Below are 18839 nucleotides of genomic sequence, written 5' to 3'. Positions count from 1 at the left end.
GCGACAGGCCCCTGGGATCGTTGCCCAGGGGCCTGTTCCCGGTCAGAACTTCTCGCCGCGGGTGGCGCGGTCGCGCAGCGAGGCCGGTGGGCGGAAGCGCTCGCCGTAGGTGTCGGCCAGGTAGTCCGCGCGCTCCACGAACTCCGTCAACCCGTAGGAGTTGACGAACTGGAGGGTGCCGCCGCTCCACGGCGCGAAGCCGAACCCGAACACGCTGCCCACGTTCGCGTCACCGACCGACGTCAGCACGCCCTCGTCCAGGCACCGCACCGTCTCCAACGACTGGATGAACAGCAACCGGTCCTCGACGTCCTGCTCCGTCACGCCCGCGTCGGCCCGCGCGTACCGCGCCAGGCCCGGCCACAGGAACTTCTTCCCGCCCTCGGGGTACTCGTAGAACCCCGCACCGCCGGACTTGCCCGTGCGCCCCTCCGCGACCAGCTCCTCCAGCACGCGGAACGCCGGGTGATCGCCCAGGGCGCCCGCCACCGCCGGGTCGTCGGCCAACGTCTGGTCGCGGATCTTCAGCTGCAACGTCAACGTGACCTCGTCGGACACCGCCAGCGGACCCACCGCCATGCCCGCGCGGCGAGCCACGTTCTCGATCAGCGCCGGCGACACGCCCTCCGCCACCATCGACACCGCCTCGGTGACGTACGTGCCGAACGTCCGCGACGTGTAGAAGCCCCGGCTGTCGTTCACCACGATCGGCGTCTTCCCGATCCGCAGCACGTAGTCGAACGCCCGCGCCAACGTCTCGTCCGACGTCTTCTCCCCGCGGATGATCTCCACCAGCCGCATCTTCGGCACCGGCGAGAAGAAGTGCAGCCCGATGAACCGCGACGGATCGCCCACCGCCGACGCCAACCCGGTGATCGGCAACGTGGAGGTGTTCGACGCGATCACCGCGTCGGGCAGCGCGGAGGCCTCCGCCGCCGGCAGCACCTTGTTCTTCAGCTCGCGGTTCTCGAACACCGCCTCGATCACGAGGTCGCAGCCCGCCAGGTCGGCGTCGGAGTCGGTCGGCGTGATGCCCGGCGTGTCACCGGCGCCGCGCCGCGCCGCCTCCAGCGTCACGTCCTTCAGCACGACCTCGATCCCGGCCTTGGCCGTGACCTCGGCGATGCCCGCGCCCATCATGCCCGCGCCGAGCACGCCGACCTTGGCCACCTTCGACCGCTCGACCCCGGCCGGCCGCGACCCGCCCGCGTTGATCTCGTTGAGCTGGAACCAGAACGTGTTGATCATGTTCTTGGAGACCTGACCCGCGGCCAGCTCCACGAAGTACCGGGCCTCGACCTTGAGCGCCGTGTCGAAGTCCACCAGCGCGCCCTCGACCGCGGCGGCCAGGACCTTCTCCGGCGCCGGGTACACGCCGTGCGTCTTCTTCCGCAGCACGGCGGGCGCGGCGGCCAGCAGCCCGTACAGGTTCGGGTCGCCGACCCGCACGTCCGGCACGGTGTACCCCGGCCGGTCCCACGGCTGCTGCGGCGCCGGGTTCTCCTTGATCCACGCCCGCGCCTTGGCGATCAGCTCCTCGGGCGAGGACGCCAGCTCGTGCACGATCCCGGCCTGCAACGCCCGCGCCGGCCGCAGCTGCTTGCCCTCCATCAGCAGCGGCAACGCCGGCTGCACGCCCAGCAGCCGCACCATCCGGGTCACGCCGCCACCGCCGGGCAGCAGGCCCAGGGTCGCCTCGGGCAGTCCGAGCTTGATCTTGTCGTCGTCCAGGACCACCCGGTGGTGGCACGCCAGCGCGATCTCCAGGCCGCCGCCCAGCGCGCTGCCGTTGATCGCCGCGACGACCGGCTTGCCCAGCAGCTCCAACCGCCGCAGCTGGCCCTTGATCTCCTCCAGGAACCCGAGCGCCTCGGCCGCGTTCTCGGGCGTGATCCGGATCAGCACGTTCAGGTCGCCACCGGCGAAGAACGTCTTCTTGGCCGACGTCAGCACCACGCCGGTGATGTCGTCGCGCTCCGCCTCCAGCCGCGCGACCGCGTCGCCCATGTCCTTGTGGTACTCGGCGTTCATCACGTTCGCCGAGCCGGACATGTCCATCGTGAGGGTGACGACGCCCTCGTCGTCCCGCTCGAAGTGGATAGCCATCAGACCCTCTCGATGATCGTCGCGATGCCCATGCCGCCGCCCACGCACAGCGTGGCCAGACCCCGTCGCAGGTCCCGGCGCTCCAGCTCGTCGAGCAGGGTGCCGAGGATCATGCAGCCGGTCGCGCCGAGCGGGTGGCCCATGGCGATCGCGCCGCCGTTGACGTTGACCTTGTCGTCGGGCAGGTCCAGCTCCCGCTGGAACTTCAGCACCACCGACGAGAACGCCTCGTTGATCTCGAACAGGTCGATGTCCTCGACGGTCAGCCTGGCCTTGTCCAGCGCCTTGCGCGCGGCCGGCGCCGGGCCGGTCAGCATGATCGTGGGCTCGGAGCCGACGACCGCCGTCGCGATGATCCGCGCGCGGGGCGTGAGGCCCAGCTCCTGCCCGGTGCGGGCGTTGCCGATCAGCATCGCCGCCGCGCCGTCCACGATCTGCGACGAGTTGCCCGGCGTGTGGACGTGGTCGATGCGCTCCACGGTCGGGTAGCGGTCGATGGCGACGGCGTCGAAGCCCAGGTCGCCGTGGAACGCGAAGCTCGGCTTGAGCTTGCCGAGCCCGTCCAGCGTGGTCTCCGGGCGGATCGCCTCGTCGTGGTCGAGCACGACCGAGCCGTTCTGGTCGACCACGGCCACCAGCGACCGGTCGAAGTAGCCCTTGTCGCGCGCCAGCGTGGCCCGCTGCTGCGAGCGCAGCGCGAAGGCGTCCACGTCCTCGCGGGTGAAGCCCTCCAGCGTGGCGATGAGGTCCGCGCTCACGCCCTGCGGCACGAAGTTGGTCGCCATGTTGGTCTCCGGGTCGGCCATCCACGCGCCGCCGTCCGAGCCCATCGGCACCCGCGACATCGACTCGACGCCGCCCGCCACCACCAGGTCCTCGAACCCGGACGCGACCTTGGCCGCGGCCAGGTTCACCGACTCCAGGCCCGACGCGCAGAACCGGTTGAGCTGCACGCCGGCGGGCCGCAGGTCCCACCCGGCCGCCAGCACCGCCGTGCGGGCGATGTCCGCGCCCTGCTCGCCGACCGGCGACACGACGCCGAACACCACGTCGTCCACGGCGGAGGTGTCCAGGTCGTTGCGCCGCGCCAGCGCCGCGAGCACCCCGGAGGCGAGGGTGATCGGCTTGACGCTGTGCAGCGAACCGCGCTTTCCCCGGCCACGCGGTGTGCGCACCGCGTCGAAGATCAAGGCTTCGCTCATGCACCCCACGGTAGGGAGCACGCCGGCGGTTGCCCATGACCTCCCGAGGTGACTTATTAGCTCACCGGCGTGAGCGGGTAGTCCATGATCTCGCCCTCGCCGACGAACCCCAGCCGCGCGTACAGCCGCCGGGCGGTCTCGTTGTCCTGGAACACGCGCAGCTGCACCCGCGCCCACCCGTGCTCACGCGCCCACGCCAGCACGTCGGCGATCAACGCCGCGCCGACGCCGCGCCGCCGGAACTCCGGCATGACCCACATGGAGTACAGGTACAACACGTCCGGGTCGACTTCGTGCGGCACCCCGGCGACGAGCCCGATCGGCTCCGGGTCCTCGGCGACGACCTTCACCCCGCGCCCGGGCGTCACCAGCTCGCGCCACCGCTTCTCGTCGAACGTCCGCTCCAGCGCCAACGTGGAGCCGAACTCCCCGGGATCGCTGCTCAGCGCGGTCAACCGGATGTCACGCCAGGTCGCCCAGTCCTCGGGCCCGAGCCGCCGCAGTCGCATACCCCCAGTGTCCCGCCAACCCCCCGCGAGGTCGCGTCGATCGTTCGCGTTCTCATTCCCGGCGATCACGCTTTTCGATCGTCGGGAATCAGGACGCGAACGGTCGACTTCCCGGCGACCTCGCCCGCCGTCTGCGGAGCAGCGGCCATCCAACACTGACTTTTGCGCTCACGATCAACCCCCACGCAGCGCGCTGCGGTCATGGCGGCGCGGGCCGGCCGGTGGGACCGTCGAGGCATGCCGACTCGCCGTTCCGCATGGATGACCGAGGACCTGGACCAGTTGCGCAAGCTGGCCCGCACGTTCTTCGAGAGGGAAGCGGTCCCGAACCAGGAGCGCTGGGCCGCGCAGAAGCAGGTGGACCGGGACTTCTGGCGCCAGGCCGGCGAGGTTGGCCTGCTCTGCCTGTCCATCCCCGAGGAGTACGGCGGTGGCGGCGGCACGTTCGCGCACGAGGCCGTGCTGCTGGAGGAGCAGGCCCGGTGCGGCGACACCGCGTGGGGCAACAGCGTGCACAGCGGGATCGTCGCCCACTACCTCAACGCCTACGGCACCGAGGAGCAGAAGCTGCGCTGGCTGCCGAAGATGGCCTCCGGCGAGTACGTCGGCGCGATCGCCATGTCCGAGCCCGGCGGCGGCTCCGACCTGCAGAACATCAAGACGCGGGCGCTGCGGCGCGGTGACGAGTACGTGCTGTCGGGCTCGAAGACGTTCATCACCAACGGCGCGCAGGCCGACCTGGTGGTCGTGGTCGCCAAGACCGACCCCAGCCAGGGCGCGACGGGCATCTCGCTGCTGGTCGTGGAGACCGCGCAGGCGTCGGGCTTCCGCCGCGGCCGGGTGCTGGACAAGATCGGGATGCACGGCCAGGACACCGCCGAGCTGTTCTTCGACGACGTCCGCGTGCCCGCGGCGAACCTGCTCGGCACCGGCGAGGGCCAGGGGTTCATCCAGCTGATGCAGCAGCTGCCCCAGGAGCGGCTGATCATCGCGGTGGCGTCGGTCGCGGGCATCGAGGCGGCGGTCGACCTCACGCTCGCCTACGTCAAGGACCGCACGGCGTTCGGACGGGAGCTGATCAAGTTCCAGAACACCCGGTTCAAGCTCGCCGAGTGCGCCACCGAGGCCCGCGTGACCAGGGCTTTCGTGGACGAGTGCGTGCAGGAGCACTTGGCGGGCCGCCTCGACGTGCCCACCGCGGCGATGGCCAAGTGGTGGGCCACCGAACGGCTGTGCCAGGTCGTGGACGAGTGCGTGCAGCTGTTCGGCGGCTACGGCTACATGGCCGAGTACCCGATCGCGCGCGCGTGGGCGGACGCGCGCGTGCAGAAGATCTACGGCGGGACGAACGAGATCATGAAGGAAATCATCGCGAGGTCGCTCTAGTGCCGGGGCCGCTGGAGGGGTTGAAGGTCGTCGAGCTGGCGGGCCTTGCGCCCGCCCCGTTCGGCTGCATGGTGCTGGCCGACCTCGGTGCGTCCGTGGTCCGGGTGGACCGCGTCGGCGGCGGCACGGAGGTGCCCCTGCTCGGCCGCGGCCGGCGCTCGATCGGGGTGGACGTGCGCCGACCCGAGGGCGCCGAGCTGGTGCTGCGCCTGGTCGCGGAGTCGGACGTGCTGGTCGAGGGCTTCCGGCCGGGCGTGACCGAACGGCTGGGCATCGGCCCGGCGCAGTGCCTGGCCCGCAACCCGCGCCTGGTCTACGGGCGGATGACCGGCTGGGGCCAGGACGGGCCGCTGGCCGACCGCGCCGGGCACGACATCAACTACATCGCGGTGGCGGGCGCGCTGGAGCCGATCGGCCGGGCGGGCGCGCCGCCGACCGTGCCGCTCAACGTCGTCGGCGACTTCGGCGGTGGCGGGCTGCTGCTGGCGCTCGGCGTGCTGGCCGCGCTGTACGAGCGGGAGCGGTCCGGGCGGGGGCAGGTGGTGGACGCGGCCATGGTCGACGGCGCGGCGCTGCTGACCACGTTCCTGCACGGGATGTCGTCGGTGGGCGCCTGGTCGGGCGCGCGCGGGACGAACCTGCTCGACGGCGGCGCGCCGTTCTACGACGTGTACGAGGCGGCCGACGGCCGGTTCGTCGGCATCGGGGCGCTGGAGGAGAAGTTCTACGCCGAGCTGCTGGTCGTGCTCGGGCTCGCCGACGCCGGGCTGCCCGGGCGGCACGACCCGGCGAACTGGCCGGAGCTGCGGGCCCGCATCGCCGCGGCGGTGGCGACCCGGACCAGGGACGAGTGGGCCGCGCTCGCCGAGGGCACCGACGCGTGCCTCGCGCCCGTGCTGGCGCCCGGTGAGGCGCCGAAGCACGGGCACAACGCCGAGCGGGGGACGTTCGTCGAGGTGGACGGGGTGGCGCAGCCCGCGCCCGCGCCGCGGTTCGGGCGGACGCCCGCGGCCACGCCCGGTCCGCCGCCCGCCGTCGGCGAGCACACGGTCGAGGTGCTGGCCGGGCTGGGGCTGGGCGAGGACGAGATCGCCGGGCTCCGGCGGTCCGGCGTGATCGGGTGACGGACCCGCGGGCGCGGACCCGATCGGGCCGGAAAAAGGCAAGGGAAATCACCTGAAGGGGTACCGGAAATGAGTGGCAGCCGCGAGCGGCCTTTGTCACGCTCGGTGCGTGCGTCGGCGCAATCAGGTGATGGGCTGTGCAGAGGTGGCAGTGTCTGAAGAACCTCGGTGTCCGTGCCAGGGGGGTGGGCGAGCGCCCGTACCTTGGTGATCGGCGGGACCACCGGTCCCCTTGATCGTCCGTTCGGGTGACTCTCCGGGCGACCCAGGCGTGGTTGCGTGGTGTTCGTGCGACCGGTCGAGGGATGGCGGCGGGTTCGATCGTCATCATCCGGGTGAATGAGGGACCATGGCCGTTGACACGACCGGAGCGGCGCTCGGCCGCCCTGCCCAGTGACACGGACGGAGACCGATCAGTGAACGTCAAGAAGGTGGTGACGCTGGCGGCGGTCGCGCTGGTGCTGTTCCTCCTGATCACCCAGCCGAACGAGTCCGCCGAGGCGGTGAGGACCGCGCTCGGGTGGCTCCAGTCCGGCGCCGAGTCGATCATCACCTTCGTCCGCAGCCTGTTCGCCTAGAGGTCCCGCGGTAACCCCGCGTACTCCCGCTCAATGCGGTCACGATCGGTGACTATGCGCCCCGAACGTTGCACCGTACGGGTGGAATGAGGGCTATAACGCCCTGGTAACAGGGTTTTAGACAAACCAGGGTCTAGCGGTTGTCGGTACCCGCTAATACGGTGCGTCGCATTGGCTGATCTTCGACCGATGAGGAGGCAGAATGGTCGAGGACTCCGGAGTCGACGAGCTGTTGCGGCAGTGGGCGGCTGAGCGCTCGGACGACGCCGAGCTGCAGGAGGTGAACCGGATCAAGGACGCGTGGCTCGCGGAAGCCCCGCCGTCCGCGCCGGGGATCCCGGTGCAGCGGGCGAATGGCGGTCCCCGCGGCCTGGTGAAGGTCGAGTCCGCGGATCCGGCGTACGTGGCGGCGATGCGGAAGCGGGCGCCCGAGGTGCCCGAGCCCCTGCTCGCCGCGGCCGCCAGCTACTGGCAGCTGGTCGGCGACCTGTCCGAGGCGGAGCAGTGGTGGGACGCGGGCATCAGCCCGTTGGACCAGCGCGCTCTGGACTACCGGGCGGCCGGGCTCTCGCCCGCCGACCTCGGTCGTCGCCTCGGCCCGATGACGGTGCTCCAGCACCTGCGTCGGGGTAGTGCGGCGGCCTGGTGCGTGGCCAGGTTGCAGAGGCAACGCCGGGACGGCGTGGCCTAGGTCCGACGAGTCGGGGCGGGCTCCTGCGGTCGAGGAGCCCTTGCCGTCGAGGTGCGGGCTCCCGTGCGGGGAGCCCCAGCCTCGTGCGACGCACGAAGTACTCTTGAGGCGTGCGAGGCCTCATCACCCCCCAGCGCCTGGCCATCGCGGCCGTCTGCCTGGCGTCGCTGGTCGTGTGCTGCGGCCTGGCCTACTGGCAGTGGGAGCGGTTCTCCGAGGCCGGTGGCACGTTCCAGAACCTCGGCTACGTGTTCCAGTGGCCGCTGTTCGGCCTCTTCCCCGCGTTCATGGTGTGGCGCATCCGCAGGCTGGACGCCCGCCGCAAGGCCGAGGCCGCCGCCGGGACGGCGGACGCCGCCGCCGAGGCCGCGCCGGAGCCGGTGGCCGCGCCGCCGCGGCCGGTAGTTACCGTTGAGCCCGTCAGAGCGCCCGTGCGGGACGACGAGGACGAAGAGCTCGCGGCCTACAACCGCATGCTCGCCGAACTCAACGCGCGGGACCAGCGGTGAGCGAAGGTAGGGCGATGAGCGGCGCGTTGACCAGGTTCCGGTTCATGGCTTACGTGGTCGGTGTCGGCCTGCTGCTGCTCGTGGTCGCGATGATCGCCAAGTACGCGGGCGACAGCGAGGGCATGATGCAGGTCGTCGGCCCGGTGCACGGCTTCCTCTACGCGGTCTACCTGGTGCTCACCGTCGACCTCGCGCTCAAGGCCCGCTGGTCGATCAAGGGCACGGTGCTGGTGCTGCTCGCGGGCACGATCCCGTTCGTGTCGTTCTACGCCGAGCGCAAGGTGGTCGAGAGCGTCCGGGCCGAGAAGAGCCTGTGACCGGGGTTGACCCCGCCCGCCGGGCACCCCTAGCGTCTGGCGGTACCAACTGAACACGGCCGTCGATGTCGCGCGGGAGAGTCCCCCAGCGGGGCGCCGAAGGAGCAACTCCTCCCCGGAATCTCTCAGGCACAGGTACCGCGCGACGAAGGCAACTCTGGAAAGCAGGCGCACCCCGGTGCGCCTCGCCCACGGTGCAAGCCGCCCCCACCGGGTGGTGAAGCTCTCAGGCTCATGGCAGAGGGGGAGGCTCACTCGACGAGGAGTCTCCGGTGGACCGTGTCATCCTTTCGCTCGTGAATCGCTCGGACGTGCCCGCCCGTCGACCCGACCGGTCGGCCCATCGGCAGGTCCGCACCCAGGGAGGGCCCGCCTGATGGAAAGCCGCCGCACGCCCCTGCACGCCGAACACGAGGCGCTGGGCGCCATGTTCACCGACTTCGCGGGCTGGCGGATGCCGCTGCGCTACGACAGCGAGCTGGCCGAGCACCACGCGGTGCGCACGTCGGCGGGCCTGTTCGACCTGACCCACATGGGTGAGATCCTGCTCACCGGCCCGGAGGCGGGCGCCGCGCTCGACCACGCCCTGGTCGGCCACGCGTCCGCGATCGGCGTCGGCCGCGCCCGGTACACGATGATCTGCGAGGCCGACGGTGGCGTCATCGACGACCTGATCGTGTACCGCACGGGTGATGAGGAGTACCTCGTCGTCGCCAACGCCTCGAACGCCGCCGTCGTGCACGAGGCCCTGGTCGAGCGGGCGAAGGGCTTCGACGCGGTGGTCGCGGACAAGTCGACCGACTACGCGCTGCTCGCCGTGCAGGGCCCGAAGGCCACCGCCATCCTCGCCGGCCTCACGTCGACCGACCTGGCCGCGGTGAAGTACTACGCGTCGTACCCGACCGAGGTCGCGGGCAAGCCCGTGCTGCTGGCCCGCACCGGCTACACCGGCGAGGACGGCTTCGAGCTGTTCGTCGCGCCGGACGACGCCGCGCACGTCTGGCGGGCCCTGCTGGAGGCGGGCGCGCCGCACGACCTCAAGCCCGCCGGCCTCGGCTGCCGCGACACGCTGCGGCTGGAGGCGGGCATGCCGCTGTACGGCAACGAGCTCGGCCGCGACCGCACGCCGTTCCAGGCGAACCTCGGCCGCGTGGTGAAGCTGGACAAGCCGGGCGACTTCGTCGGCCGCGACGCGCTGGCCGCCGTCGCCGAGCGGGGCGTCGAGGAGGTCCTGGTCGGCCTGAAGACCGCCTCGCGCCGCGCGCCGCGGCACGGCTACCCCGTGCTGGACGCCTCGGGCGCCCGGATCGGCGAGGTGACCAGCGGCGCGTTGTCGCCGACCCTGGGCTACTCGGTGGCGATGGCGTACGTGGCCGTCGGCAACACCGAGCCCGGCACCCGGCTGTCGGTGGACGTCCGCGGCAAGCACGAGCCGGTCGAAGTCGTCGCACTGCCCTTCTACAAGCGCACCTCGTAAGGGAGACCCCACACATGTCCGAGCACTTCACCACCTCCCTCGCGGAGTTCGACCCGGAGGTCGCGAACGCCGTCGCCGCCGAGCTGCACCGGCAGCAGAGCACGCTGGAGATGATCGCCTCGGAGAACTTCACGCCGGTGTCGGTGCTCCAGGCGCAGGGGTCGGTGCTGACGAACAAGTACGCCGAGGGCTACCCCGGCCGGCGCTACTACGGCGGCTGCGAGCACGTCGACGTGATCGAGCGGCTGGCGATCGAGCGGGTGAAGGAGCTGTTCGGCGCCGGTTTCGCGAACGTGCAGCCGCACTCGGGCGCGCAGGCCAACGCGTGCGCGATGTTCGCCCTGCTCCAGCCGGGCGACACGATCCTGGGCCTGGACCTCGCGCACGGCGGCCACCTCACGCACGGCATGCGGATCAACTTCTCCGGCAAGCTCTACAACGTGGTGCCCTACCACGTGTCGGAGGCCGACGGCCGCGTCGACATGGCCGAGGTGGAGCGGCTGGCGACCGAGCACCGGCCGAAGCTGATCGTGGCCGGCTGGTCGGCGTACCCGCGCCAGCTGGACTTCGCCGAGTTCCGCCGGATCGCCGACTCGGTGGACGCCTACCTGATGGTGGACATGGCGCACTTCGCCGGCCTCGTGGCGGCGGGCCTGCACCCGAGCCCCGTGCCGCACGCGCACGTCGTGACCACGACCACGCACAAGACGCTCGGCGGCCCGCGCGGCGGCGTGATCCTGACCAACGAGGCCGACCTGGCGAAGAAGATCAACTCGGCGGTGTTCCCGGGTCAGCAGGGCGGCCCGCTGGAGCACGTGATCGCGGGCAAGGCGGTGGCGTTCAAGCACGCCGCGTCGCCCGAGTTCGCCGACCGCCAGCGGCGCACGGTCGAGGGCGCGAAGATCCTCGCCGAGCGCCTGTCGCAGGCCGACGCGGCGGCGGCCGGTGTGAAGGTGCTCACCGGCGGCACGGACGTGCACCTCGTGCTGGTGGACCTGGTGGCGTCCGAACTGGACGGCAAGCAGGCCGAGGACCGGCTGCACGAGGTGGGCATCACGGTCAACCGCAACGCGGTGCCGAACGACCCGCGGCCGCCGATGGTGACCTCCGGCCTGCGCATCGGCACGCCGGCGCTGGCCACGCGCGGTTTCGGCTCGGCCGACTTCACCGAGGTGGCGGAGATCATCGCGGCGGCGTTGCAGCCGTCGCCGGACCTGGCCGAGCTGCGGGCGCGGGTCGAGGTGCTGGCCGCCAAGCACCCGCTGTACCCGTCCCTGTGAACGACGACACGAAATAGCTCGCGCTTACTGGAGGTTGTCCCGTGCGCAACCCGCGTACGGGACAACCGAAAGAGGCACCATGACCGCCACCCTCGACACGCTGGCCCTCCCGCGCGACGCGCAGGACCTGCTGTTCCGCGAGGCCCGCACGGCGAACGCGTTCACCGACGAGCCGGTGACCGACGAGCAGCTCCGCGACGTCTACGACCTCGTGAAGTGGGGCCCGACCGCGATGAACAGCCAGCCGCTGCGCGTGCTGCTCATCCGGGGCGAGGACGCCAAGGCCCGGCTCGCGCCGCACATGGCGGAGGGCAACCGGGCCAAGACCCTGGCCGCGCCGGTGACCGCGATCCTGGCGGCCGACACCGACTTCCACGAGCACCTGGCCACGACGTTCCCGCACTACCCGGGCGCGAAGGCGGCGTTCGCGGACGACGCGGGGCGCACCGAGGCGGCGAAGACGAGCGCACTGCTCCAGGCCGGCTACTTCATCGTCGGCGTCCGCGCGGCGGGCCTCGCCGCCGGACCGATGAGCGGCTTCGACGCCGAGGGCGTGCGCGGCGAGTTCTTCGCCGGCACCAACCAGCTGCCCCTGGTGATCGTCAACATCGGTCACCCGGACCACTCCGGCACCCACCCGCGCAACCCGCGCCTGGACTTCGCCGAGGCCGTCCGCACCCTCTGACGCCACTTCGAGCCGCACGGTCCGCGATGCGACGCCCTGATCCCCCGGCCAACCCCGGGCCGGGGGATCAGGGCGAGGCACAGTGGACTAGGCGGCGGGCGGCGTCACCCCCGGCGGCAGGCACTCGACGTTGCGCTTGCCGTCGGGCTGCACCACGAACCACGTGCCGCCCACGCCCTGGCCCTTCCACTGGCCGGGCGCCTCGTCCTTCGCGTAGGTGTAGAGCGGCCAGCCGTCGAGCGTCACCTGGTCGGTGCCGTCGGCCCGCTTCACCGTCGACACGAGCGCCGGGTCGACGCCCTGCAGCTGCGGCTTGCCGTCGGACAGCACGGGGGGCCACGTCACGGCGCACTGACCCTCGCAGTTGGACTTCGCCGGGTCCGGCGTGTCCTTGTCGAACCGGTACAGCGTGCGGCCGTCACCGTCCTGCACGACCTCGCCCATCTTGGGCACGCTCTTGCCGACCAGCGTGACCTGCGGGCCGGACGGCGCGGGCGCGGCCTGGCCCTCCGGCGCGTCGGCGGCGGGCTCCTCGACAGGCGCCGCCTCTTCGCTGGTCGGAGGGGCCAAGGGCTCCTGAACGTCGCCGTAGTCGCCCTGGGCCGCGGCGCCGACCTGCTCGGTCTGCGCGACCGTCCTGCCCTGCAGGCCGGTGGCGTTGGAAGTCCACATGACCAGCGCGAGCACGGCGGCCATGCCACCCGCGACGGCGATGGCGATGCGGTTTCGTCGGATCACACTCAACTCCTCCTCGGTCCGTCGATCGCTCCACCCACGACTACGGCCCGTCCGCCGACGCGGTTCAGCCCGCCTCGACGACGCGGACCAAGACAGGGGTCGCCCACCGCCACGACCGGGCACCGCCGCCGCACCGCCGCACCGCCGGTCGGACGGTCGTCGCCTCGCCTGACCACAGCCAAGGCAGGGCACCGTCGCATCGCCTGACCGCCGGCCGGCCGGGGACATAGGGTGTCCGGGTGGGCAACGAGATCTCCTTCCCGCGCCAGCACGCGCGCACCCAGCGGTTCACCCTCGGCGCACCCCGGACGTTCACCGCGTCGCCGGACGGCGCGAAGGTGTACTTCCTCCGCACCGCCACGGCCACGAGCCGGGCGAACGGCCTGTGGGCGTTCGACACCGCGACCCGGTCCGAGACGCTGCTGGCCGACCCCGGCGTCCTGCTGACCGACCCCGAGGACCTGTCCCCGGAGGAACGGGCACGCCGCGAGCGCACCCGCGAGTCGGCCGCCGGGATCGTCGGCTACGCCACCGACGGCGACGCGCGGCAGGCGGTGTTCGCGTTGTCCGGCAGGCTCTTCGTGGTCGAACTCGCCACCGCCGCGGTCCGCGAGCTGCCGGTCGCGGGCCCGGTGGTCGACCCCCGGCTGGACCCGACCGGCCGCAAGGTCGGCTACGTGGCCGCGGGCGCGCTGCACGTGGTGGACCTGGAGTCCGGCGCGGACCGCGTGGTCGCGTCGCCGGACGGCCCGGACGTCACGTGGGGCCTCGCGGAGTTCATCGCGGCCGAGGAGATGGGCCGCCACCGGGGCTACTGGTTCTCCCCGGACGGCGAGCACGTGCTGGCGGCCAGGGTGGACAACGCGCCCGTGCCGCGCTGGCACATCGCCGACCCGGCGAACCCGGGCACGCCCGCCGCCGAGATCGCCTACCCGGCCGCCGGCGAGGCCAACGCCGTGGTGGAGCTGGCCGTCCTCGGCGCCGGCCGGACCGACGTGATGTGGGACCGCGACGCCTTCCCGTACGTCAACGCGGTGTCGTGGACCTCGCACGGCAAGCCGCTGGTGCAGGTCCAGTCACGCGACCAGCGCCGCGTCCGGGTGCTCGCGGTCGACGTGGAGACCGGTGCCACCGAGGTGGTCGCCGACGACACCGACCCGCACTGGCTGGAGATCGTGCCGGGCGCGCCGCGCTGGACCCCGGACGGCGAACTGCTGCGCGTGCTGCCGATCGGCGACGCGAACCGGCTCGTCGTGGGCGACCGGCCGTGGACGCCGGACGGCTTCCAGGTCCGCGCGGTGCTCGACGTGGACGGCGACGGCGCGCTGGTCACCGCGTCCACCGACGACCCGACGCAGACGCACGTCTTCCTGGTCGGCCCCGAAGAGACCACCCGACTGTCCACTGAGGACGGCGTGCACGGCGCGACGCGCGCGGGCGGCGTGCTGGTGCTGTCCCGGTCGTCGATGGACCACTTCGGGCCGAAGGTCACCGTGTCGACCGGCGGCGAGATCGGCACGTTCGCCGAAACCCCCGTGCTGACACCGGAAGTGCGGCTGCTGACCGTCGGCGAGCGCGACCTGAGGGCGGCGCTGCTGTTCCCGCGCGGCCACGTGCCGGGCACGAAGCTGCCGGTCCTGCTCGACCCGTACGGCGGTCCGCACGCGCAGCGCGTGGTGTCGGCGCGCAACGCCTACCTGGCCTCGCAGTGGCTGGCCGACCAGGGTTTCGCGGTCCTCGTCGTGGACGGCCGCGGCACGCCCGGTCGCGGTCCGGCGTGGGAGCGGGAGATCGCGTTCGACTTCGCCGGCGCCACCCTGGAGGACCAGGTGGACGCCCTGCACGCGGTCGCGAAGGGCGAACCCGACCTCGACCTGACCAGGGTCGGCATCCGGGGCTGGTCCTACGGCGGCTACCTGGCCGCGCTGGCCGTGCTGCGCCGACCGGACGTGTTCCACGCGGGCATCGCGGGCGCGCCGGTCACCGACTGGCGGCTCTACGACACCCACTACACCGAGCGCTACCTGGGCCACCCGGCCGAGAAGCCGCAGGTCTACGACGCCAACTCGCTCATCGCCGACGCGCCGAAGCTCGAGCGCCCGCTGATGATCGTGCACGGCCTGGCGGACGACAACGTGGTGGCCGCGCACACCCTGCGCCTGTCCTCGGCCCTGCTGGCCGCCGGCCGCCCGCACACCGTGCTGCCGCTGTCCGGCGTGACCCACATGACCCCGCAGGAACAGGTGGCGGAGAACCTGCTCCTGCTCCAGGTCGACTTCCTGCGCCGCGCCCTGGCCTGAACGCGGAACGGGGCCGTCCCCCGAGAGGAGGACGGCCCCGTTCGAGCCAGGCGTCAGGCCAGTGAGTGGCGGACCTGGTACGGCGGGATCGAGTTGCCCACCAGCGCCAGGTCGTCGATCGACTCCGGCTGGTAGCCGCACGCGGGCAGCCGCTCGACCATCAGCGCGGTCGGGTCGGCCACCTCGTCGGCGCGCCCGAACAGGTACGCCCACTCGTGCTCGTCCGAGCCGTAGTACGCGACCGTGCCGAACACCTCGTTGAACCGCTCCCACATGCGGATCAGCGTGGTGTTGCGCCACATCGTCTGGCAGCCCGCCTGGGACACCACGACGCCGCCGGGGGTGAGCAGCGCCTTGCACATGGCCAGGAACTCGGCGCCGTACAAGCGGTTGTGCTGCGCCTCCTCCTCGCGCTCGTCCGGCAGGTCCACCAGGACGATGTCGTAGCGCTCCGACGTCGTCCGGATGTACTCGTAGCCGTCGATGTACCGGACGTGGATCGGGCCCTCGCCCTTCTCGGCCAGCGCGAGCTCGTCGAGCGTGTACCCGTAGGGCAGGTGCTCGGCGCACAGCCGCACGGCCTGGGCGTCGATGTCGATGTGGTCGACCACCGAAGCGCCGGCGGCCACCGCCATCTGGCACACCACGCCCTCCGACGACCCGATGACCAGCACCCGGTCGACGCGGTCGGCCAGCAGCAGCGCCGGGACCATCAGCGCCTCGTGGTAGGTCAGCTGGCTGAACTCGGTGCTCTGCCGGTCGTCGTCGCAGAACAGCGACAACCCCTGGGACGTGCGGGCGATCACCAGGTGCTGGAACTCGGTCCGGGTGTCGACCACGACCTCGTCGACGTCCCAGTGCCTGGTCATACCGGCCGCGAGCGGTTCGCGGATCAAGACGCCTTCTCCTCACCGACGAGCGCGGGGACGCGGTGGCCCCGGCTGATCATGTCCGTCCGTGCCGACACAGCTCCCAGCGCCTCGGCCAGCAACTGCACCGCGAGCGCGGGTTTGGCGCGCGTGCCGCAGGTGAACACGTCCACGAACACGGCCCCGACCTCGGGGTACGTGTGGATGGACGCGTGCGACTCCGACAACAGGGCCAGCACGGTGACCCCTTGCGGCTCGAACTGCTTGGAGACCACCTCCAACACCGTGGCATCAGCCTGGGTGAGCGCTTCACCGAGCGCGTGTCGCAGGAACCGCTCGTCGTCGAGCAGTTCCGGGCTCACGCCTTCGAGCTCGGCGAGCACGTGCTGTCCTGCGAACAAGCCAACCGGCTCGGATTCGCACGGGAGTTCGGACATCAATCACTCCAAACATCTTCAGGAGGGGCACAGCAGCGGACAGGCGGGGGCGCGCTCATCGCACGCAGTGGGTGGCCAACGGCGGGAAGCCGTTGAACGCCACCGACGAGTAGCTGGCCGTGTAGGCGCCCGCGCCGAGCAGGTCGACGTGGTCGCCCGCGCGCAGTTCCAGCGGCAGCTCGTAGCACGTGTTCTGGTACAGCACGTCGTCCGCGTCGCACGTGGGACCCGCCAGCACGACGGGGCCGACGGGCGCCCCGGTCTGCGGCACGCCCTCGCGGCTGGTGGCCAACGGGTACGCGATGGCCTCGCCCTCGGTCTCGGCGAGGCCGCCGTAGCGGCCGATGTCGAGGAAGACCCAGCGCCGTTCGTCCGAATAGGACTTCCGGGACACCAGCACCACTTCGGAGCGGATCACACCGGACTCCGCCACGATAGCGCGTCCCGGCTCGATCATCACCTCGGGCGCGAAGGCGCCGAAGTGGCGGGCGATCGACGCGGTGATGGCCGCGGCGTACTCGGCCAGCGGCGGCGGCTGCGTCAGGTAGCCCGCGGGCAGGCCGCCGCCGAGGTTGACCGTGGTCGGCGAGAGCCCCTCGGCGCGCAGCTTCCCGATGACGACGGCGGCGTCGGCGATCGCGCCGTCCCAGCCGTTCGGGTCGAGCTGCTGCGACCCCGCGTGGAAGGCCACGCCGAGCGGAACGAGTCCGAGTTCGGCGGCCAACCGCAGGAGATCCGTCGCCATCTCGGGTGAACAGCCGAACTTCTTGCCGAACGGGTAGGTGGAACCGTTGCTGTCGACCAAGATCCGCAGCAGCACGGACGAGCCGGGCGCGTGCTCGGCCAGCGCGCGCACGTCCTGCTCGCTGTCGGACACGAAGAGTCGCACACCGCGCCCGTAGGCGTAGGCGATGTCGCGCGCCTTCTTGATCGGGTTGCTGTAGGAGACGGCCTCCGGCGCGGCGCCCCGCGCCAGGCACAGGTCGATCTCGGCGGGGCTGGCGACGTCGAAGCTGGACCCCTCGGCGGCCAGCAGCTCGACCACCTCGGGCGTCGGGTTCGCCTTGACCGCGTAGAAGATCCCCACCCGCGGCAGCGCCGCGCGGATCGCCGTGAACCGGTCCCGCACCGTCGGCAGGTCGATGACGAGGCAGGGCGTGTCGGGGCGGTCGTGGTCCAGGAAACGACGAATACGAGCCATTGCCTCGTGAAGCCGTTCGTCGGCAAAGCTCGTCGTCATCTCGCTAGGGGTCCCCCTTCGCGACCGTGATCAGGCACGGTCCGACCGTGTTCGGGCACGGCGGTCCACTCTAGGTGGTGAAGGCGAAAAAAGCGCTATCAGCCGGCGAACTTGTGACGCAGCTCCACGATGGAGATGTCGGGCGCCGCGCCGACGCGCACCGGCGGACCCCAGAACCCGGCCCCGTTGCTGGTGTAGACCTGCGTGCCGTCGACGGTCTCCAGCCCGCTGCGCACCGGCTGCTGCAAGCCCACCGCGAGGTGGAACGGGAACATCTGCCCGCCGTGCGTGTGCCCGGACAGCTGCAGGTCCACCCCGTGCTTGGCGGCCTCGTGGACCTGCACCGGCTGGTGCGCCATCAGCACGACCGGCGTGGACGTGTCGCGGCCGTCCAGCGCGCGGGCGTAGTCGGGACCGTCCTGGACGTTCTTGCCGGTGACGTCGTTGACGCCCGCGAGGTCGAACGACGCGCCGGCCCGCTCGATCCGCAGCCGCTCGTTGCGCAGCGGGTTCACCCCGAGCCCCTCCAGCTCCGCCACCCACGGCTCCACGCCCGAGTAGTACTCGTGGTTGCCGGTGACGAAGAAGCTGCCCTGCGTGCTCACGAGGTCGCGCAGCGGAGCCGCCGCCTCGCCCAGCTCGGCCACCGTGCCGTCGACCAGGTCGCCGACGATGGCGACCAGGTCCACCTGCTGCTCGTTGATCATGCGCACGATCCGCTCGGTGTGCTCGCGGCCGAGCAGCGGCCCCAGGTGGATGTCGCTCACCACCGCGATCCGGTAGCCCGACAGCCGCTGGTCGAGCTTGCCCAGGGTCACCGGCACCCGCTTGACCACGGGGTCGCCCAGTGCCTGCGTGGTGCCGAAGCCGACGACGCCGACCGTGGCCACGCCGCCCGCGACGGCGAGCGACCGGGCGATGAACAGCCGTCGGCCCGGGTCGGCCGGCTGCCCGGCGAGCGTGGCCGCGGGCGCCTCCACCTCCGCGGTGGGCGCGCCGACCGCGGCCGGCACCTCGTGCTCTCGCATCGCGCGGTTCAGGACCAGCCGGGGGATCTCCAGCACGGCCAGGATCACCGCGAAGTAGAACGCGCACGCCAGCCAGATGAACCCCGGCCAGGCCAGGACCACGGCGAACCCCGACCCGCCGATCCCGGCCACCGACAGCGCCGTCATCACCAGCACGTAGAGGAAGAGCACCACCCCGGTGCCGATCCGACGGCCGCGCCCGGGTCGGGTCGTGGCCCGCACGGCACGCGTCCAGATGTAGTAGTGGGCGACGCCCATCACGACCGCGAACAGCACGAAGAACATCAAGGCCGGGCCTCCCCAGTGGTGGTGAGTCCAGTTTCCACGAATCCCGGAGCGGGGATGCAACCCCGTGGCCGCCCG

Annotated in this window: 18 protein-coding genes and 2 riboswitches; of the genes, 10 read left to right on the top strand and 8 right to left on the bottom strand. The window is 71.8% G+C overall.

Annotation, left to right across the window (positions count from 1 at the left end):
• Window positions 1–42: 42 nt before the first annotated feature.
• The 3 genes from AB0I91_RS05810 to AB0I91_RS05800 are packed head-to-tail and all read right to left on the bottom strand — an operon-like array spanning window position 43 to window position 3817.
• A complete protein-coding gene (locus AB0I91_RS05810) occupies window positions 43–2106 on the bottom strand; it encodes a 3-hydroxyacyl-CoA dehydrogenase NAD-binding domain-containing protein (protein ID WP_498782945.1) in 2064 nt (687 codons plus the stop codon).
• On the bottom strand, window positions 2106–3308 hold the full coding sequence (locus AB0I91_RS05805) for an acetyl-CoA C-acetyltransferase (protein WP_498782947.1): 1203 nt from the start codon (window positions 3306–3308) through the stop codon (window positions 2106–2108). The genes AB0I91_RS05810 and AB0I91_RS05805 overlap by 1 nt, the downstream gene beginning before the upstream one ends.
• Before the next feature lie 56 nt (window positions 3309–3364).
• On the bottom strand, window positions 3365–3817 hold the full coding sequence (locus AB0I91_RS05800) for a GNAT family N-acetyltransferase (protein WP_499607499.1): 453 nt from the start codon (window positions 3815–3817) through the stop codon (window positions 3365–3367).
• Between the two features lie 237 nt (window positions 3818–4054).
• Here AB0I91_RS05800 and AB0I91_RS05795 point away from each other — a divergent pair, with 237 nt between their 5' ends.
• From AB0I91_RS05795 to AB0I91_RS05755, 9 genes are all read left to right on the top strand, one after another.
• A complete protein-coding gene (locus AB0I91_RS05795) occupies window positions 4055–5203 on the top strand; it encodes an acyl-CoA dehydrogenase family protein (RefSeq protein ID WP_498782950.1) in 1149 nt (382 codons plus the stop codon).
• Window positions 5203–6327: a CaiB/BaiF CoA transferase family protein gene (locus AB0I91_RS05790; RefSeq protein WP_499635482.1), complete on the top strand. Its 1125-nt coding sequence runs from the start codon at window positions 5203–5205 to the stop codon at window positions 6325–6327. The genes AB0I91_RS05795 and AB0I91_RS05790 overlap by 1 nt, the downstream gene beginning before the upstream one ends.
• A 416-nt stretch (window positions 6328–6743) precedes the next feature.
• Entirely contained in the window at window positions 6744–6905 is a 162-nt protein-coding gene (locus AB0I91_RS05785) for a hypothetical protein (protein WP_181319924.1), read from the top strand.
• A 202-nt stretch (window positions 6906–7107) separates the two neighbouring features.
• Window positions 7108–7596: a helix-turn-helix transcriptional regulator gene (locus tag AB0I91_RS05780; RefSeq protein ID WP_123746208.1), complete on the top strand. Its 489-nt coding sequence runs from the start codon at window positions 7108–7110 to the stop codon at window positions 7594–7596.
• 110 nt (window positions 7597–7706) lie between these two features.
• Complete coding sequence (locus tag AB0I91_RS05775) at window positions 7707–8105, top strand: hypothetical protein (RefSeq protein WP_498782954.1); 399 nt, start codon at window positions 7707–7709, stop codon at window positions 8103–8105.
• A gap of 14 nt (window positions 8106–8119) precedes the next feature.
• Window positions 8120–8422 carry a DUF3817 domain-containing protein gene (locus tag AB0I91_RS05770; RefSeq protein WP_498782955.1) on the top strand — a complete coding sequence of 101 codons (303 nt, stop codon included), beginning with the start codon at window positions 8120–8122 and terminating at the stop codon, window positions 8420–8422.
• Between the two features lie 63 nt (window positions 8423–8485).
• Window positions 8486–8573: riboswitch (glycine riboswitch) on the top strand.
• A 1-nt stretch (window position 8574) separates the two neighbouring features.
• Window positions 8575–8670, top strand: a riboswitch (glycine riboswitch).
• Between the two features lie 128 nt (window positions 8671–8798).
• Window positions 8799–9899, top strand: a complete 1101-nt coding sequence (gene gcvT, locus AB0I91_RS05765; protein WP_499607507.1) for a glycine cleavage system aminomethyltransferase GcvT — start codon at window positions 8799–8801, stop codon at window positions 9897–9899.
• A 14-nt stretch (window positions 9900–9913) separates the two neighbouring features.
• Complete coding sequence (gene glyA / locus AB0I91_RS05760) at window positions 9914–11179, top strand: serine hydroxymethyltransferase (protein WP_499635479.1); 1266 nt, start codon at window positions 9914–9916, stop codon at window positions 11177–11179.
• Window positions 11180–11258: 79 nt separating this feature from the next.
• On the top strand, window positions 11259–11864 hold the full coding sequence (locus tag AB0I91_RS05755; protein WP_499635476.1) for a malonic semialdehyde reductase: 606 nt from the start codon (window positions 11259–11261) through the stop codon (window positions 11862–11864).
• 87 nt (window positions 11865–11951) lie between these two features.
• On the opposite strand, the gene AB0I91_RS05750 is transcribed toward AB0I91_RS05755, so the two are convergent.
• Window positions 11952–12602 carry a hypothetical protein gene (locus AB0I91_RS05750; protein WP_498782963.1) on the bottom strand — a complete coding sequence of 217 codons (651 nt, stop codon included), beginning with the start codon at window positions 12600–12602 and terminating at the stop codon, window positions 11952–11954.
• A 239-nt stretch (window positions 12603–12841) separates the two neighbouring features.
• Between AB0I91_RS05750 and AB0I91_RS05745 the strand changes: the two genes are divergently transcribed.
• Window positions 12842–14902, top strand: coding sequence for a S9 family peptidase (locus AB0I91_RS05745; protein ID WP_499635473.1), 2061 nt, complete (start codon window positions 12842–12844; stop codon window positions 14900–14902).
• A gap of 53 nt (window positions 14903–14955) precedes the next feature.
• Here AB0I91_RS05745 and AB0I91_RS05740 read toward each other — a convergent pair whose 3' ends face one another.
• The 4 genes from AB0I91_RS05740 to AB0I91_RS05725 all read right to left on the bottom strand — a co-directional run bounded on the left by AB0I91_RS05740 (window position 14956) and on the right by AB0I91_RS05725 (window position 18761).
• A complete protein-coding gene (locus AB0I91_RS05740) occupies window positions 14956–15798 on the bottom strand; it encodes a spermidine synthase (RefSeq protein WP_498782967.1) in 843 nt (280 codons plus the stop codon).
• Entirely contained in the window at window positions 15795–16208 is a 414-nt protein-coding gene (speD, locus tag AB0I91_RS05735) for an adenosylmethionine decarboxylase (protein ID WP_498782968.1), read from the bottom strand. The genes AB0I91_RS05740 and speD overlap by 4 nt, the downstream gene beginning before the upstream one ends.
• Window positions 16209–16263: 55 nt before the next feature.
• Entirely contained in the window at window positions 16264–17448 is a 1185-nt protein-coding gene (locus AB0I91_RS05730; protein WP_498782969.1) for a type III PLP-dependent enzyme, read from the bottom strand.
• A gap of 98 nt (window positions 17449–17546) precedes the next feature.
• Window positions 17547–18761 carry a metallophosphoesterase gene (locus AB0I91_RS05725; protein ID WP_499635470.1) on the bottom strand — a complete coding sequence of 405 codons (1215 nt, stop codon included), beginning with the start codon at window positions 18759–18761 and terminating at the stop codon, window positions 17547–17549.
• Window positions 18762–18839 lie beyond the last annotated feature (78 nt).

The sequence above is a fragment of the Actinosynnema sp. NPDC049800 genome (assembly GCF_040656635.1).
Classification (GTDB): Bacteria; Actinomycetota; Actinomycetes; order Mycobacteriales; family Pseudonocardiaceae; genus Actinosynnema.
Note: the sequence above shows the minus strand (reverse complement) of the source record. Positions and strands in the feature narration are given on the sequence as shown.